Here is a 15,007-nt window from a genome sequence, read left to right on the forward strand (position 1 = left end):
CGACCCGTAGACTGGGCGGATGTTGGAGGTCGGTAGTCGGCGTCGAGGGCAGCCGGCGCCGCCCAGGGTGGTGTACGAGGCTCTGCTCGAGCCGGACCGTGATCCAACCCGGCGGTGGCTGCGACTGCTCGGCGACGAGCGGGCACCGCGGCTGGTCGAGGCCGACCCGCCGGGGCTGGTGGTCTGGTCCTCGCTGTGGGGCCGGCGCCCGGACGCCAGGGTGCGGTTCGACATCGCCGTGGACGCCTCCGGGGCCGGCAGCGACGTGCGCTGGACGCTGCTGGTCGCCGACCCGGCGCCGGATTCCGCGCTGCTCGGCCATCTGCGCAAGCGGCTCAACGAGCTGATCAACGCGGACCTGCGGTATTCGTTCGGGCAGTAGCGCCGGCACCGGTGGCGCGGGTACCGATGAGTTCGCGCCCCGCAGGCCGTCGACACGGGTGTACAGAACCAACCACTACGCGGAGGGCGACGATGGGGACCATCGGGGTACACGAGTTCATCACGATCGACGGCATCATGTCCGAGCCGACCTGGACGATGGACTACCCGTTCGACCCGAAGATGGGCGAGGCGATCGGCGGGATGATGGCCAACTGCGAGGCGATCCTGCTGGGCCGCACCACCTACGAGGGTTTCGCGCCGGCCTGGTCGACCCGGACCGCGGACGACGACCCGGGTGCGCCGTTCTTCAACGACACCCCGAAGTACGTGGTGTCGGGCACCATGACGCACGCCGACTGGCGCAACTCGACGGTGCTCGGGCCGTACCGGCCGGAGACGATCCGGCAGCTCAAGGACCGGGTGGCCGGCGGGATCTATGTCAGCGGTAGCGGCCGGTTGGTGCGGGCGATGCTCGCCGACGGGCTGGTCGACGAGCTGCACCTGTTCGTCTTCCCGCTCGCGCTGGGTGGCGGTCTGCGGCTGTTCCCGGAGGCTGCCGGGCCGGCGAAGCTCGCCCTGGCCGGCTGCGAGTCGTACGACAGTGGCGTGGTGCACCTGACCTACACGGCGCCGTGACGGGCTGCCCGGCCCCCGCTTGGGTCCACAGTGGACGGTTTCCTCTCGTCCACTGTGGATCATCCCGTCGCTTCGATGTGTTCGCCCCGATACGCTCGGTGATCGCTTTTTGCCGTTGACTCACCTGCCGGTAGCCTGTGGTGCCGGTGCGAACCGCGGTGGTCGGTGGGGGTGTGGCAGGTGACGGTACGGCGCGAGGTCCCGCGCGGTGTGCGGGCGTGGTGGCCGGTCATGGTGGTGGTGCTCGCCGTCGTCGGCGCGGTGCTGGTGGTCCCGGGGCCGGCGACGGCCGCCCCGGACGAGGGCGGCAGCTCCTCGGTGTACAAGAAGCTCGACGCCGCGGCACGCAAGTACAACAACGCGAAGGCGAAGCTGGACGCCACCAAGAAGAAGCAGAAGCAGCTGACGAAGAAGATCGCGTCGACCAACCACACCGTCGACACGCTGTCCGACGAGGTCGGCAAGATCGCCGCGGTGCGGTACCGGCAGGGCCCGACCAGCCTGCTCACGCTCGCCCTGGACCAGCAGGGCAGCACCGATCTGCTGGCCATGGCCGACACCCTGACCTACCTGGGCCGGCAGGACACCAGGAAGATCGACGCGCTGGTCGCGGCGCGGCGGGACCAGAAGAAGCAGCAGCAGGAACTCGCGGACACCGCGGCCAAGCAGCGCAGTCAGGTCGCCGACCTGAAGAAGAGCCGGGATGCGGCGCAGAAGGCCGTGGACAAGATCAGCTCCGGTTCCTCCAGCGGGTACGGCGGCCAGTCCGCCTCGGCCGACCCGGCGCCGCGCAATCCGGACGGCAGCTGGCCCCCCGAGTCGTGCTCGGTGGACGATCCCACCACCGACGGGTGCATCACGCCGCGCATGCTGCACGCGTACCAGGAGGCGCGCAAGGCCGGCTACACCCGCTACACGTCCTGCTACCGCGCGAACGAGGACGGTGGCGAGCATCCGCGGGGCCGCGCCTGCGACTTCTCGGTGACCTCCGGTGGGTTCGGTGGCGCCGCGACCGGCGAGGCGAAGACGTACGGCGACAACCTGGCCGCCTGGTTCATCGCCAACTCCGGCCGGCTCGCGGTGCTCTACGTCATCTGGTACCGGCAGATCTGGATGCCGGGGGTCGGCTGGCAGCACTACGACCCGACCGGCGCGCCGTCGGTCGAGCACACCAACCACGTGCACCTGTCCGTGCAGTGATCCGCGTACCGTCGGCGGCATGACCACCCGCGCCGCGTACGACGAGATCGCCGAGTGGTACGAGCACGAGTTTCTCGGCCCGGGTGACCCGATCGGCGTGGACGCGTCGCTGCGCGCGCTGCTCGGCGCCGGCACCGGTACCTGCCTGGAGGTCTGCTGCGGCACCGGGGTGCACGCCGGCACGGTACGGGAGCTGGGCTTCACACCCGTTGGGGTGGACCTGTCGGGCGCGATGCTGCGGTACGCGACCGGCCGGCTGCCCGCCGCCCGCGCCGACGCCGCCCGGTTGCCGGTGGCCACCGGGTCGGTGCCGGTGGTGCTGTCGGTGATGGCGCACACCGACCTCCCGGACTATCCGGCGGTGCTGGCCGAGATCGCCCGGGTGCTGGCGCCGGGTGGCGCGTTCGTGCACGTCGGCGTGCATCCGTGCTTCTGCGGCGGGTTCGCCGACCGGTCCGACCCGGCCGCCGTGGTGGTGCGCCGCGGGTACCTGGACGGCCGGTGGACCACCGAGTCGTGGACCGATCAGGGGGTGCGGGACAAGGTCGGCGCCGTGCACTATCCGCTGCCGACGCTGCTCAACGCGGTGCACGACACCGGCCTGCGGGTGCAGCGCTTCCTGGAGTCCGGCGGCGAGGTCCCCACGGTCCTCTCCTTCCGCGCCACCCACGCACGCTAGCGGCCGGTGCGGTCACGCCGGCGCCTGACGCCCCGGCCCCTGCCGCCAGGTGTCCGCCGCGGCGCTGCCGTGGCGGGCCACCCGCCGTGGTGCGCCGCGGTGGTCAAGCGCCGCGGTGTGCGCTGGCGGCCCGGACGAACAGCTCGGCGCCGGTCCGGTCCAGCCAGGTGTCGAACGTCATCAGCCCGGGGTGTCGGCGCCGCAGCGCGGGGATGTCGGCCTGCCAGCCGCCGAACGAGCCGGTGTCGCCGGCCCGCGCCGGCCCTGGCAGCGGGAGCGGCGTGGTGTCGACCGGACGTCCGATCGCTGCCTCGATCCCGGCGGCGAGCTGCGCGCCGGTCACCTCGTCGCCGGCGATCTCCAGCTCGATCCCGCGGTACTCGTCGGGCCGGGTGAACGCGAGCGCGGCGAACGCGCCGATGTCGTCGACCGCGATGACCTGCACGGTGTCGGTGGGGGTGATCATCCGGATCAGCGCGTTCTCCCCGAAGACGCCGAACGGCCCCCGGCTGGCGTGGTTCTCCATGAACATCACCGGCCGCAGGATCGTGTACGGCAGGGGCAGGCGCCGGATGTGCTGCTCGACCTGCCACTTCGTCTCCCAGTGCTCGATCCCGGTGTTCCGGTCGGCACCACCGACGGAGGCGTACACGAAATGCTCGACGCCGGCGGCGACCGCGGCGTCGGCGACGGTGCGGCCCATCCGTACCTCCAGCGGGTCGTGGCGCGGTTCGGTGGCGGCCGGCTGCACGCTGAACACCCCGTACGCCCCGGCGGCGGCGCGGTGCAGGCTGTCCGGGTCGGTCAGGTCGCCGACCGCGAGCTGCGCGCCGGCGGCGGCGAGGCGGGCCGCAGCGGGGTTGTCGGCGTCGCGGACCAAGGCGCGCACCCGCCAGCCGGCGGCGAGCAACTGGCGGGCGGTCGCGCCGCCCTGCTTGCCGGTGGCGCCGGTGACCAGGACGAGGTTGTCGGACATGCGTCCTCCCAGGATGATCTGGAGCACCGCTCCGTTCGGAGCAGTGCTCCAGATAGTATCGGAGCAGTGCTCCGATTGTCTATGTGGGAGGCTGCCCGGCATGACCGACCAGAAGCGCGCGGACGCCCGGCGCAACCGCGACCAGTTGCTCGCCGTGGCGCGCGAGGCGTTCGCCGAGCACGGCACCGCCACCTCGCTGCGCGAGGTCGCCCGCCGCGCCGGAGTCGGGATCGGCACCCTGTACCGGCACTTCCCGACCCGGGAGGCGCTGCTGGAGGCGCTGCTGTCGGACCGCTTCGACCGGCTGCGGCGAGACGCCGACGAACTGGCCGCCGACGCCGACTCCCGCGCCGCGCTGCTGCGGTGGATCGCCCGCGTCGCAGTCGGCTCCGGGACCTACCGCGGGCTGCCCGAGTCGGTGCTCGCCGCGCTGCGAGACAGCGACTCGCGGCTGCACGACAGCTGTGACGCGATGCGGGCGGCCGGCGGCGACCTGCTCCGGGCCGCCCAGCGAGCCGGCACGGTGCGCCCGGACGCGACCATCGAGGACCTGCTCGCGGCCGCCACCGGCATCGCCTGGGCGAGCGAGCACGCCGCCGATCCGGGCGCGCTGACCGAACGGCTGCTCGACTACCTCATGCACGGCCTGGCCGTCGGCGACGTCTGAGAACGGCTCCCGGGCGGCCGTGGCCGCACGCCACCATTCCGCGGGGCGTGACACGCGCCGTCCCTCGACGCCGGGATGCGGCGACGCCCGGCGCGGCGCTGGTGACCGGTCAGTCCGCGTCGAGCTGGTGGTCGGCCCAGACGTAGGTCTCGGGCAGCAGGTCGGCGATCCGGACGCTGCGGACCTGCGCGCCACGGCCGACGATCACCACGATGTCGGGGAAGTAGTCCAGCAGCACCTGCCGGCACCGGCCGCATGGCGGGATCACGCCGCGGTCGCGGTCGCCGACCGCCACGATCGCCTCCAGTTCGTAGGCGCCCTGGGCGGCCGCCGAACCGATGGCCACCAGCTCGGCGCAGGGTCCGCCGGTGAAGTGGTACGCGTTCACCGCGGTGATGATCCGCCCGTCGCGGGCCCGGACCGCTGCGGCGACCGTGTGGTTGTCGCCCCGGCAGCGGGTGGCCGCGACCTGCGTGGCCGCCTCGACCAGCTCGTGATCGACGGCAGGTGGGGTCGTCATCGTCTCGCTCTCGATCTCGCTCGGTGCCGGCGCGCGTCGGCCCTCCGTCGACCGGACACCTGGCGGGTCAGCCCTTCTTCTTCGGCCCGTACACCTGGACCTGGACCGGCGGCGGGGTGTCGGAGGCGGCCTGCCCGGCGCCGACCGACTTCCATTCGCCGGAGTCGACCGTCCAGCGCTTCGAGCCGTACTGCACCTGCTCGATGCCGGTCTGCGACGCGTACGCCACCAGCCAGTGCGCGAACTGCCAACCGGAGCGCTGCCCGTCGGTCGGCACGGTCAGCCCGGTACTGCCGGAGGTGCGGGTGATCAGCGAGCTACCCCAGTCCAGTCGCATCGCGGCGACCACCGCGTCGCGCGCCGCGCTGCCCCGCTTGGCCGGTGCGTCGTGCAGGCTGCAGGACAACGCGCCGCCGGCCGAACCGACCAGCGCGTTGGCCACCGTCTCCGCCTCCGGTGCCCACTTCTGGTACTCGTCGGGCGCGGCCGAGCGCTGCACCGCCTGCGCCGCCTGGGTCACCGTCATGTCCTGCCAGCCGGGCACCGTGACCAGGTGGTCGTAGAACGCTCCCGCCGCGTACCGCGGGTCCTTGAGCTGCTTCGGCTCGCCCCAGCCCTGGCTCGGCCGCTGCTGGAACAGCCCGATCGAGTCGCGGTCGCCACTTTCCAGGTTGGTCAGCTTGGACTCCTGCAACGCGGTGGCGAGCGCCACCACGATCGCCCGGTCGGGCAGCCGCCGACGCACCCCGACCGCCGAGATGGTGGCCGCGTTCGCGGTCTGGTCCGGGTTCAACTCGAACTTCCCGTCGCTGGTGTGCACCTGGCAGGTCGACAGCAGCGGCGGGTGATAGGTCTTCCCGCTGCACGCGGCGATCGTCAGGCCGGTCGCGACCGCAACGGCGCCGGCCAGCACCAGTCGACCTCGCACAGCGTCTCCTTCGAGCCGAGCGGGGCCGACCCCGCGAGCCGTGGGTGGCGTTGCCTCGCGCCGCCCGTACTCATTGTGCCGGGTGCCGTCGCGCACCGAGTCCGGTACCGAAGACCCGCCACCACCACCTGCCACCGATGTTAGAAGCCGGCCGATATCGTCGGCATACCGAAAATCACCCGCCGGCCGGCAACGGTACGGCGCCGGGCCCGAGCCGGGGCGTCTCGTCGTTCGGGCGGCCGGGCGAAGGTGCGCATCGGGATCGGCGCCTGCCCGGTCGGCTCGGCCGCGGCCGGTCGGCACCCACCGGGGCGCCCGCTTCTCCCGGAAGGCGGCGACGCCCTCACGCCCCTCCGCGTGGTTGTCGCGGCAGTCGCGCAGCGCGGCGCGTTCAGTGCGCGCCGCGCCCCTGATGGATGATGTCGCCGTAGCAGCCGTCGGGTGGTGCGGCCAGCAGCGGCTGGAGCTTCGTGGAAGCCGCGCGTACCGGTTCCGACGTCGTGACCCGGTCGTGTGTCGCCTTGTCGGTCCAGGTCGCCGTGACCAGAAGCGTGGTCGGATCGCCCCGGTCACCGCTGATGCCGTACCCGAGCAGCCCCGACCCGCAGGCCCGGGCGGCGTCCCGGCCCCGGTCGGCGAGCTCGTCGCGCCGGCCGGGCAGCGCGGTCATCCGGGCGTGCACGGTGAACGTCGGCACGACACCCGACCGCCCGGCGAGGGTGGCGGGCAACTGCGCAGTGCCGTCGTGGACTGCGGCGATCGGGTCGACGTGGTCGCGGGACGCGACGAGCTGCCCGTCGCGGACCGGAGCACGAACACGCACGGAACGACGTGTGGCTCGGTCCGCCCCGGCACAGTGTCCTGGTAGGCGAACTCGGCGACGATCACCTCGGCGTCGATGGTGTGGTGCACGGTGATGTCGGTCACGCGCCGGGTGACTGCGGCGTCCGCGTCGTCCGGAGTGAAGTGTTCCCGCAGCTCTGCGCGGGTTCGTCACGGTGGCGCCCGGTCCGGATCGAACGGGTGGACGACGTCGGTGTGCTCGGCGTAGAGCTCGGCGAGCTGCGTCAGGAGCCGGGCAGGAGTGGTGCGGAGTTCGCTCGGTGCGCCGCCGTGTGCTTCGATGGACGGATGCTCGGTGGTGATCAGGTTTCGCGTGTGGTCAGCGTCGGCCGCGAGGTCTCCGCTTCGGCGGAGACGATCTTCGAACTGATTGCCGATCCGGCCCAACAGCCCCGCTGGGACGGCAACGACAATCTCGCCTCGGCACCCAGCGGACAGCGGGTCCGGTCGGTGGGAACGATGTTCACCGCGGTTCTCACCCACTCCGGCAGCGTCCGGGAGAACCACGTCGTGGAGTTCGAGGAGTGCCGGCGCATCGCCTGGCGGCCGGCCGAGCCGGGCCGCAAACCTCCGGGGCACCTGTGGCGGTGGGAGCTCGAACCGATCGACGCTGCACACACCCGGGTGACCCACACCTACGACTGGACCGAGTTGTCGGACGAGAAGCGTCTCCCGCGGGCCCGGGCGACCACTCAGGACGCGCTACGGTCCTCGCTGGATCGGCTCGCCGCCCTCGCCGAGCGGGCCTGATCCATATCCGTTCGGCCGTGCGGGCTGCCTGCGCCTGGACGCTCGCTCAGGACGGCCGTACCGGGTGTTCGGGTGGCCGTCGGTTCTCGCAGTTGCCGGAGGTCCGGCTCGTCGCCCGGGACAACCGGCGGACGGTGCGCATCGGGATCGGCGCCCGCCCGGTCGGCTCGACGGCTCAGCCGGGGCCGGTCGGTACCCACCGGGGTGCCCGCTTCTCCCGGAACGCGGCGACGCCCTCCCGGCCCTCCGCGGACAGGAAGTAGCTGCCGGACAGCTCGGCCAGCGCGTCCAGCTCGGGCCGGATCGGCGTCTCGCCGTGCAGCAGCGCCTTCGTCCCGGCCAGCGCCCCGGGCGCGCCGCGCACCAGCGACGACACGTACCGCTGCACCGTGGCGTCCAGCTCGTCGGCCGGCACCGCCGCGGTGACCAGCCCCAGCGCCGCGGCGCGGCGACCGTCGAAGGTGTCGCCGGTCAGGTACAGCTCGGCCGCGGCCCGGGACGGCAGCCGGCGCAGCACCGGCGCCGAGATCACCGCCGGGATCACCCCGAGTCGTACCTCGGTGAACGCGAACGTCGCATCCTGCGCGGCGACCGCCAGGTCGCAGGCCGCGATCAGCCCCAGCCCGCCGGCCCGGGCCGCCCCGCCGACCCGGGCCACCACCGGTTTCGGTGCGTCCCAGAGCGCCGCGAGCAGCGCCGGCAGGTCGCCGGCCGGTACCTGCCCGGCTTCGCGGGCGGCGGCGGTCTCGGCCAGGTCGGCACCGGCGCAGAACACCCGGCCCACATGGTCGAGGACCAGCACCCGTACCGTCTCGTCGGCGAGGGCGCGGTCGAGGCCGGCGAGCAGTTCGCGGATCAGCCGGCGGGACAGCGCGTTGCGGTTGGTGTCGCTGTCCAGCGTGAGGGTGGCCACACCATCGGCCACCGCGTACCGCACCAGCGGTCGGGTGTCGTCGGTCACCGCGTCAGACTAGTGGGATGGCCGCAGCTCTCCCGGACGCAGAACCGATGCCGGACGACGGCGCGCTGCCCGACGCCGCCCTCGCCGGGCGGCGGCAGCGCCCGTTCGGCATCTACGTGCACGTACCGTTCTGCGCCAGCAGGTGCGGCTACTGCGACTTCAACACCTACACCGCCGACCAGCTGCCCGGGGCGAGCCGGGACGACTACCCCGATCTGGTACTGGCCGAGCTCGCCCAGGCCCGCCGGGTGCTCGGCGCCGAACAGCCCCGGTACGGACGGTGTTCTTCGGTGGCGGCACCCCCACCCTGCTGCCGCCCGAGGCGCTGGCCCGGATCCTGGCCGGCATCGACGCCACGTTCGGGCTGGCGCCGGACGCCGAGGTGACCACCGAGGCCAACCCGGAGTCGGTGACGCCGGCGTCGCTGGCCGCGCTGCGCCGGGCCGGGTTCACCCGCGTCTCGCTGGGTATGCAGTCGGCCGCCGAGCGCGTCCTCGCCGTACTCGACCGGCGGCACACGCCCGGCCGCGCGGTGGCCGCCGCCCGGGAGGCCGCCGCGGCGGGCTTCGAGCACGTCAACCTGGACCTCATCTACGGCACGCCGGGGGAGACCGCCGACGACTGGGCGCGCAGCCTCGACGCGGTGCTCGACGCGGTCGCCGGCGGCGCGGTCGACCACGTCTCGGCATACTCGCTGATCGTCGAGGACGGCACCCGGCTCGCCGCCCGCATCGCCCGCGGCGAGTTGCCCACACCGTCCGACGACGTGGCCGCCGACCGCTACCTCGCTGCCGAGCGGCGGCTCACCGACGCCGGGCTGAGCTGGTACGAGGTGTCGAACTGGGCGGCGAACGACGCGGCGCGCTGCCGGCACAACCTGCTGTACTGGACCGGCGGCGACTGGTGGGGCCTGGGCCCCGGCGCGCACAGCCACGTCGGCGGGGTGCGCTGGTGGAACGTCAAACACCCCAGCCGGTACGCGCAGCGGCTGGCCGCCGGGCTGTCCCCGGGCCAGGGCCGGGAGATCCTCACCGCCGCCGAGCGGCACACCGAGGACGTGCTGCTCGCCACCCGGCTGCGCACCGGCCTGGACCTGTCCGTACTGCCGGAGCCGGCGCGCGCCGCCGCGCGCCGGGCCGCCGCCGACGGCCTGCTGGCCGACACCGACCTCGCCGCCGGCCGCGCCGTCCTCACCCTGAACGGCCGCCTGCTCGCCGACGCCGTCGTCCGCGCCCTCCTCCCGGACTGACCGGAGGTCGACCCTCGATGTCCGTGCGTTGTCGCGCGATCACCACTGGTCGCCGGGCCGCAGGATTAGTGCGGTGACAAGGTGTACTGACCACGGAGGTTGGTGGCATTCTTACGGAGACGCGCTGCCTGAGTGGTTCGAGATGTATGTCGGACTGGAGTCGGCGGTTGATCACATCCGTCACTACAACGCTGAGCTGGTCCCGGGCCTGCTCCAGGTCGAGGATTACTGCCGGGCTGTTTACCGCGTCTCGTCCACCAAGTCGTACGACGAGATCGATCAGCAGGTGGCGCTCCGGATGGACCGGCAGGCTCTCTTGGTGCGCGAGGAGCCGGCCGCACCGCAGTTCGACGTTTTCCTGAACGAGGCGGTGCTGCGGCGGCCGGTCGGTGGTCGGGACGTGATGGTCAAACAGCTGGCGCGACTCCTCGAATCCACCGACCTATCCAACGTCGATGTGCGAGTGCTGTCCTTCGCGCAAGCGGAGCACGCCGGCATGATGGGTACGTTCGTCGTACTGGGATTCCCGCACCGGCAGGAGCCTGATGTCGTGTACCTGGAGTCTCCAACTGGTGCCCTCTACCTGGAGAAACCAAAGGAGCTGACCAGTACAACTTCGTCATGCGAGATCTGCAGCAACGAGCACTCGACTCGGTGCGGTCGAGGGCCTTCATCACCGCCGTAGCGAAGGAGATGTGAGATGGATCTGTCCGACGCCATGTGGCGCAAGAGCAGCCGCAGCGGCGGCAACGGCGGTAACTGCGTCGAGGTGGCCGGCAACCTGGCCGACATCGTCGCCGTGCGGGACAGCAAGGACCCGCGGGGGCCGGTCCTGGTGGCGAGTCCGGCGGCGTTCGCGTTCGCTGGCTTGGTGAAGGCTGGACGGCTGGACGGCTGAGCCGCGTCGACGAACGACGGCCGGTCCCGACGGGACCGGCCGTCGTTCGTCGGTTACTTGATCAAGGGATAGGACAGCGGGTGGCGGTAGCACTCACCGCTGTTGGCCTTGACCAGGGCGATGATGTTGAACACGAACGGCACCACCGGGATCAGCCGCAGCACCCAGGGCAGCGGCCACAGGTGGACGAACCCGGCGCAGGTGGCGATGACGATCGCGGCCAGGTCGACCACCGCCCAGGTGATGTTGAAGTTGAGGGCGGAGACGGCATGGGCGCGCAGCGTCGTCGACGTCTCGCCCTTGGTCAGCAGGGTGACCAAGGGGGCCACCCAACCGAGCAGGCCGCCGAAGAAGATGCCGACGGCGGCGAGGGCGTGGGTCAGCACGGCCCAGTTGCGTTCTTCGGTGTCGTGGTAGCCGGGCGGGGCGGGGGATGGTCCGGTCATGCGCACACGGTACGCAACTGCCCGGTGGTGCGGTATCGCCCCGGCCGTCCCGATCGAGGTAACCGATCGGGCACGAGCGACCACCGGGCCGGAGTCCGGTGGTCGGACGTCAGCGCCAGTCGAGGAAGAAGAGGGCGTCGAGCATGTTCGCAAACTCCCCGCTCGGCTCGATCTTCTTCGGCGTGGAGCCCGGCTTCAGGTCGGAGACGAAGTAGTGCCGCTCGGTTTCCTTGACGGAGAGGAATGCGAACCGCTGCCCGTCTGGTGAGATCCCCAGGACGAAGTTCTTGTGATCGTTGCTGGGCAGGATGGGCGCGCTGAGCTTGGCGTCCGGGGTGAGGTCGAGCGTCGAGAACCGCTGACCGGAGAACCCCGAGGTACACAGCACCGTGTCGTTGTCGATCCAGCCGATCGCGCCGCCACTCCTGGTCTTCTTGTCGCAGTACAGGGGCGGTGCCTGCTCGATCGCGTCGGGTCCGATGAAGCGGCGGTGGTCGGAGAGGTCCAGCAGGCCGCCCTCGGTCAGCAGGCGCCTTCCGTCCGGCGAGAGTCGGGCGCTGTTGCCCAACACCGCCGTGTCCGGCGTTCCGACCACGAAGACGTGGCGTTCACCGACGAACTCCACCGACTGCTGGTCGGCTACCTTGTGGTCTCCGGCGAGTGCTCGGCGCGCAACGTAGTTCTTGTCGTCGACCTCCTTGGTGAACCACACCGCGCTTCCGTCCGGTGCCATGGCGGCGTTGTCCTCGTGTGGCGTGGTTCCGAAATCCTCCTGCCCGGTCAGGTCGGTGAGCTTGCCTGAGCGGTCGACGTAGCCGACGTGTGTCGCCTTGCTCTCTGGATCCTGGATGACCACGGCCAATTTGGTGAAGTCCCGGTCGAAGAGCGATCTGACCGCGAGGATGTCGTCGTTGTCGGTCAGGTTCGTCGGCGCGCACAGGTCTTCCAACGCGGTGCCGGGCCGGACCCCGTCGACCTTGGTGAGCACGGTGTCCGGCAGTCGGAACTCGGCGTGTGCCTTCTTCGTCAGGCTCTGTGGATTCCAACCGTCGACGGTGACGACCGTCCCGCCGCTGTCGCCCGTCGAGCAGCGTGCCGTGACGACCATGTCCCGCTGGGAAAAGTCGGCCCGGCCCTTGGCCGTCGAGGAGCTCCGGGCCTGACTGCCTTCGCCCGGCCCCGGCCCAGGCGTGCCGTGGCCGGAGGAGCAGCCCGTAAGGCCGGCCGTCAAAGCCAGCGAGAGAACGACTGCCCGCACCTTCGGTGAGCCGACCATCGCGTCTACCTCGTAATCCATGTTGACGAAGCACTCAAAGGGTTAGAAGTTAGCAAAGGAAGCAGCCAGCAGCGTGGTATGGCACCGCAAGGCGGAATTCATCCGATGCCGGGTGTGCCGGGGCGAAGTGCACCCGGGGCGTTCGCTACCTGCTCTGCCTGCTCCCCGACTTCGGACACGGTGCTACGGGCCAGCTTCGTCGGGCGATCTTGCGTGCCGGGATGTGACGTTCCGGTAGGAGCGGGCGGCCGGCTCAGGGTCGTAGACTGGCACTCGTTGCTCTGGAGTGCCAGTGTCGAGTGGCCGGGGTGCGGCCCGGGTTGCGAGGGAGGTGGTCGGTGTGAGTCTCGATGAGCGCAAGTTGGAGGTTCTTCGCGCCATCGTCGAGGACTACATCGCCACTCAGGAGCCGGTCGGCAGCAAGAGCCTCGTCGAGCGGCACCAGCTTCGCGTCTCTTCCGCCACGGTGCGTAATGACATGGCGGCGCTGGAGGACGAGGGGTACATCCACCAGCCGCACACCAGCGCCGGCCGGGTGCCCACCGACAAGGGGTACCGGCTGTTCGTCGACCGGCTGTCGACGGTCAAGCCGCTGTCGCCGGCCGAGCGGCGGGCGATCCAGCGGCTGCTGTCCGGTGCGGTCGACCTGGACGACATCGTGCACCGCACGGTGCGGCTGCTCGCTCAGCTGACCCGCCAGGTCGCCGTCGTGCAGTACCCGAGCCTGGCCCGCAGCACCGTGCGGCACCTGGAGCTGGTGATGCTCACCCCGACCCGGTTGATGCTGGTGATGATCACCAACACCGGTCGGGTGGAGCAGCGGCTGGTCGACCTGCCCGGCCCGCTGAGCGAGGACGACGTGCTCGACCTCCGTGCCAAGATCAACGACAAACTGGCCGGGTGCCTGCTGTCCGACAGCCCGGTGCTGATCGAGACGCTGGTCGGCGAGGCGCCGCCGGAGATGCGCTCGGCGATGGCCACGCTGTCCAACGTGCTGCTGGACACCCTGGTCGAGCGGCGGGAGGAGCGCATCTCGCTCGCCGGCACCGCCAACCTCGCCCGCGGCACCGCGCTGGACTTTCCCGGCTCGTTCCGCGGCGTGCTGGAGGCGCTGGAGGAGGAGGTCGTGCTGCTGAAGCTGATCGGCGAGGTGGAATCGCCGACCACGCTGCGCATCCGGATCGGCGACGAGAACGAGTTCGAGGGGCTGCGCACCACCTCGGTGGTGAGCACCGGCTACGGCCCGGGCGCCATCGTCGTGGGTGGTCTGGGCGTGCTCGGCCCGACCCGGATGGACTACCCCGGCACGATCGCGGCGGTCCGCGCCGTGGCACGCTACGTCGGCGAACTGCTGGCGCAGAACTAGCCGGCGAACGCTGGCGCGAAACCAGGCCGCCGCACATCGGGCCGGCCTACCGAGACGACACGAAGGACACAGGACACCGCAGTGGCCAAGGACTACTACGCGATCCTCGGCGTGGGCCGCGAGGCCACGCCGGACGAGATCAAGCGGGCGTACCGGAAGCTTGCGCGCCAGTACCACCCGGACGTCAACTCCGAGCCGGACGCGCAGGAGCGGTTCAAGGAGATCAACGCCGCCTACGAGGTGCTCTCCGACCCGCAGAAGCGGCAGATGGTCGACATGGGCGCCGACCCCCTCGCCCCGGCGGCGGCGGGCCCGGCCCCGGCGGTCCGGGCGGACCGTTCGTCGGCTTCCAGGACATCATGGACGCGTTCTTCGGCGGTGCCGCCGGCGGCGCGGGCCGCGGCCCCCGGCCGCGTACCCGGCCCGGCTCCGACGCGCTGATCCGGCTCGACCTCGATCTGGAGGAGACCGCGTTCGGCATCGAGGCGCCGCTGACCGTGGACACCGCCGCGGTCTGCGAGACCTGCCACGGCGAGGGCACCGCACCCGGTACCCACCCGGCCACCTGCGACATGTGCGGCGGCTCGGGCGAGGTGCAGAGCGTGCAGCGCACCTTCCTCGGCCAGGTGATGACCACCCGCCCGTGCGGCAACTGTCAGGGCTTCGGCACCGTCATCCCGAACCCGTGCCCCACCTGCGGCGGTGACGGCCGGGTGCAGACCCGCCGCACCGTCACGGTCAAGATCCCGGCCGGTATCGAGGACGGGATGCGCATCCGCCTCGCCGGCCAGGGTGAGGTCGGCCCGGGCGGCGGCCCACCCGGCGACCTGTACGTGGAGATCCACGAGCGCGCCCACGACGTGTTCAGCCGCAAGGGCGAGGACCTGCACTGCCGCGTCGTGCTGCCGATGACCGCGGCGGCGCTGGGCACCCAGATGACCCTCAAGTCGCTGGACGGCGAGGAGAACGTCGAGGTCAAGCCCGGCACCCAGCCCGGCGCCACCATCAAGATCAAGAACAAGGGCGTGCCGCGGTTGCGTGGCGGCGGCCGCGGTGACCTGTTCGTCCACCTCGACGTCAAGACGCCGACCCGGCTCGACGCGGAGCAGGAGAAGCTGCTCAAGGAGCTGTCCAAGCTGCGCGGCGAGGAGACCATCGAACCGGCCCGGCCGGGCGGCGGTTTCTTCTCCCGGATGCGCGACGCGTTCAACGGGCACGCCTGACCGCC

At 71.6% G+C, this 15,007-nt stretch carries 17 protein-coding genes and 2 pseudogenes; 11 read left to right on the plus strand and 8 right to left on the minus strand.

Going from position 1 to position 15,007, the window contains the following annotated elements:
• The first annotated feature begins 19 nt into the window (after positions 1-19).
• From Athai_RS06370 to Athai_RS06385, 4 genes are all read left to right on the plus strand, one after another.
• A complete protein-coding gene (locus Athai_RS06370; protein ID WP_203960624.1) occupies positions 20-382 on the plus strand; it encodes a hypothetical protein in 363 nt (120 codons plus the stop codon).
• Between the two features lie 92 nt (positions 383-474).
• Complete coding sequence (locus Athai_RS06375; RefSeq protein ID WP_203960625.1) at positions 475-1,020, plus strand: dihydrofolate reductase family protein; 546 nt, start codon at positions 475-477, stop codon at positions 1,018-1,020.
• 180 nt (positions 1,021-1,200) lie between these two features.
• Positions 1,201-2,220 (plus strand): coiled-coil domain-containing protein, encoded by a 1,020-nt coding sequence (locus Athai_RS06380; RefSeq protein ID WP_203960626.1) that lies wholly within the window; start codon positions 1,201-1,203, stop codon positions 2,218-2,220.
• Positions 2,221-2,239: 19 nt separating this feature from the next.
• On the plus strand, positions 2,240-2,899 hold the full coding sequence (locus Athai_RS06385) for a class I SAM-dependent methyltransferase (protein WP_203960627.1): 660 nt from the start codon (positions 2,240-2,242) through the stop codon (positions 2,897-2,899).
• A gap of 103 nt (positions 2,900-3,002) precedes the next feature.
• Here the strand turns inward: Athai_RS06385 and Athai_RS06390 are convergent, their stop codons facing one another.
• Entirely contained in the window at positions 3,003-3,875 is an 873-nt protein-coding gene (locus Athai_RS06390) for an NmrA/HSCARG family protein (RefSeq protein ID WP_203960628.1), read from the minus strand.
• Between the two features lie 100 nt (positions 3,876-3,975).
• On the opposite strand from Athai_RS06390, the gene Athai_RS06395 reads away from it, so the two are divergent.
• The gene (locus Athai_RS06395; RefSeq protein ID WP_203960629.1) at positions 3,976-4,542 is read left to right on the plus strand and encodes a TetR/AcrR family transcriptional regulator; all 567 of its coding nucleotides are present in this window, start codon (positions 3,976-3,978) and stop codon (positions 4,540-4,542) included.
• Between the two features lie 109 nt (positions 4,543-4,651).
• Here the strand turns inward: Athai_RS06395 and Athai_RS06400 are convergent, their stop codons facing one another.
• The 4 genes from Athai_RS06400 to Athai_RS06415 all read right to left on the minus strand — a co-directional run bounded on the left by Athai_RS06400 (position 4,652) and on the right by Athai_RS06415 (position 7,220).
• Positions 4,652-5,062, minus strand: a complete 411-nt coding sequence (locus Athai_RS06400; RefSeq protein ID WP_203960630.1) for a cytidine deaminase family protein — start codon at positions 5,060-5,062, stop codon at positions 4,652-4,654.
• A 67-nt stretch (positions 5,063-5,129) separates the two neighbouring features.
• On the minus strand, positions 5,130-5,990 hold the full coding sequence (locus tag Athai_RS06405; protein WP_203960631.1) for a hypothetical protein: 861 nt from the start codon (positions 5,988-5,990) through the stop codon (positions 5,130-5,132).
• A 391-nt stretch (positions 5,991-6,381) separates the two neighbouring features.
• Positions 6,382-6,813 (minus strand): putative quinol monooxygenase, encoded by a 432-nt coding sequence (locus Athai_RS06410; RefSeq protein ID WP_203960632.1) that lies wholly within the window; start codon positions 6,811-6,813, stop codon positions 6,382-6,384.
• A 170-nt stretch (positions 6,814-6,983) separates the two neighbouring features.
• Positions 6,984-7,220, minus strand: coding sequence for a hypothetical protein (locus Athai_RS06415; RefSeq protein WP_203966715.1), 237 nt, complete (start codon positions 7,218-7,220; stop codon positions 6,984-6,986).
• On the opposite strand from Athai_RS06415, the gene Athai_RS06420 reads away from it, so the two are divergent.
• Complete coding sequence (locus tag Athai_RS06420; protein ID WP_203960633.1) at positions 7,122-7,583, plus strand: SRPBCC family protein; 462 nt, start codon at positions 7,122-7,124, stop codon at positions 7,581-7,583. The genes Athai_RS06415 and Athai_RS06420 overlap by 99 nt on opposite strands.
• A 175-nt stretch (positions 7,584-7,758) precedes the next feature.
• Here the strand turns inward: Athai_RS06420 and Athai_RS06425 are convergent, their stop codons facing one another.
• On the minus strand, positions 7,759-8,544 hold the full coding sequence (locus Athai_RS06425; RefSeq protein WP_239156755.1) for an enoyl-CoA hydratase-related protein: 786 nt from the start codon (positions 8,542-8,544) through the stop codon (positions 7,759-7,761).
• Between the two features lie 17 nt (positions 8,545-8,561).
• Between Athai_RS06425 and hemW the strand changes: the two are divergent.
• The 3 genes and pseudogenes from hemW to Athai_RS06440 all read left to right on the plus strand — a co-directional run bounded on the left by hemW (position 8,562) and on the right by Athai_RS06440 (position 10,691).
• Positions 8,562-9,793 (plus strand): annotated as a pseudogene (hemW, locus tag Athai_RS06430) (radical SAM family heme chaperone HemW).
• Positions 9,794-9,935: 142 nt separating this feature from the next.
• Positions 9,936-10,478 carry a DUF5753 domain-containing protein gene (locus Athai_RS06435; RefSeq protein ID WP_203960634.1) on the plus strand — a complete coding sequence of 181 codons (543 nt, stop codon included), beginning with the start codon at positions 9,936-9,938 and terminating at the stop codon, positions 10,476-10,478.
• 15 nt (positions 10,479-10,493) lie between these two features.
• Positions 10,494-10,691 (plus strand): DUF397 domain-containing protein, encoded by a 198-nt coding sequence (locus Athai_RS06440; protein ID WP_203960635.1) that lies wholly within the window; start codon positions 10,494-10,496, stop codon positions 10,689-10,691.
• A 53-nt stretch (positions 10,692-10,744) separates the two neighbouring features.
• Here the strand turns inward: Athai_RS06440 and Athai_RS06445 are convergent, their stop codons facing one another.
• On the minus strand, positions 10,745-11,137 hold the full coding sequence (locus Athai_RS06445) for a DUF4870 domain-containing protein (RefSeq protein WP_203960636.1): 393 nt from the start codon (positions 11,135-11,137) through the stop codon (positions 10,745-10,747).
• Between the two features lie 109 nt (positions 11,138-11,246).
• Positions 11,247-12,434 (minus strand): hypothetical protein, encoded by a 1,188-nt coding sequence (locus Athai_RS06450; protein WP_203960637.1) that lies wholly within the window; start codon positions 12,432-12,434, stop codon positions 11,247-11,249.
• 319 nt (positions 12,435-12,753) lie between these two features.
• On the opposite strand from Athai_RS06450, the gene hrcA reads away from it, so the two are divergent.
• Both hrcA and dnaJ read left to right on the plus strand, forming a co-directional pair.
• Positions 12,754-13,779, plus strand: coding sequence for a heat-inducible transcriptional repressor HrcA (gene hrcA, locus Athai_RS06455; RefSeq protein ID WP_203960638.1), 1,026 nt, complete (start codon positions 12,754-12,756; stop codon positions 13,777-13,779).
• An 81-nt stretch (positions 13,780-13,860) separates the two neighbouring features.
• Positions 13,861-15,002: pseudogene (dnaJ, locus tag Athai_RS06460) on the plus strand (molecular chaperone DnaJ).
• The last annotated feature ends 5 nt before the right edge of the window (positions 15,003-15,007 follow it).

This window comes from Actinocatenispora thailandica (assembly GCF_016865425.1).
Lineage (GTDB): Bacteria > Actinomycetota > Actinomycetes > Mycobacteriales > Micromonosporaceae > Actinocatenispora > Actinocatenispora thailandica.

Bases quoted from the DNA above. Each gene is read 5' to 3' on its own strand.
- Athai_RS06400 (WP_203960630.1), bottom strand. From the start codon at position 5,062: ATGACGACCCCACCTGCCGTCGATCACGAGCTGGTCGAGGCGGCCACG.
- Athai_RS06395 (WP_203960629.1), top strand. From the start codon at position 3,976: ATGACCGACCAGAAGCGCGCGGACGCCCGGCGCAACCGCGACCAGTTG.
- Athai_RS06370 (WP_203960624.1), top strand. From the start codon at position 20: ATGTTGGAGGTCGGTAGTCGGCGTCGAGGGCAGCCGGCGCCGCCCAGG.
- Athai_RS06375 (WP_203960625.1), top strand. From the start codon at position 475: ATGGGGACCATCGGGGTACACGAGTTCATCACGATCGACGGCATCATG.
- Athai_RS06385 (WP_203960627.1), top strand. From the start codon at position 2,240: ATGACCACCCGCGCCGCGTACGACGAGATCGCCGAGTGGTACGAGCAC.
- Athai_RS06420 (WP_203960633.1), top strand. From the start codon at position 7,122: ATGCTCGGTGGTGATCAGGTTTCGCGTGTGGTCAGCGTCGGCCGCGAG.
- Athai_RS06390 (WP_203960628.1), bottom strand. From the start codon at position 3,875: ATGTCCGACAACCTCGTCCTGGTCACCGGCGCCACCGGCAAGCAGGGC.
- Athai_RS06445 (WP_203960636.1), bottom strand. From the start codon at position 11,137: ATGACCGGACCATCCCCCGCCCCGCCCGGCTACCACGACACCGAAGAA.
- Athai_RS06450 (WP_203960637.1), bottom strand. From the start codon at position 12,434: ATGGATTACGAGGTAGACGCGATGGTCGGCTCACCGAAGGTGCGGGCA.
- Athai_RS06440 (WP_203960635.1), top strand. From the start codon at position 10,494: ATGGATCTGTCCGACGCCATGTGGCGCAAGAGCAGCCGCAGCGGCGGC.
- Athai_RS06435 (WP_203960634.1), top strand. From the start codon at position 9,936: ATGTATGTCGGACTGGAGTCGGCGGTTGATCACATCCGTCACTACAAC.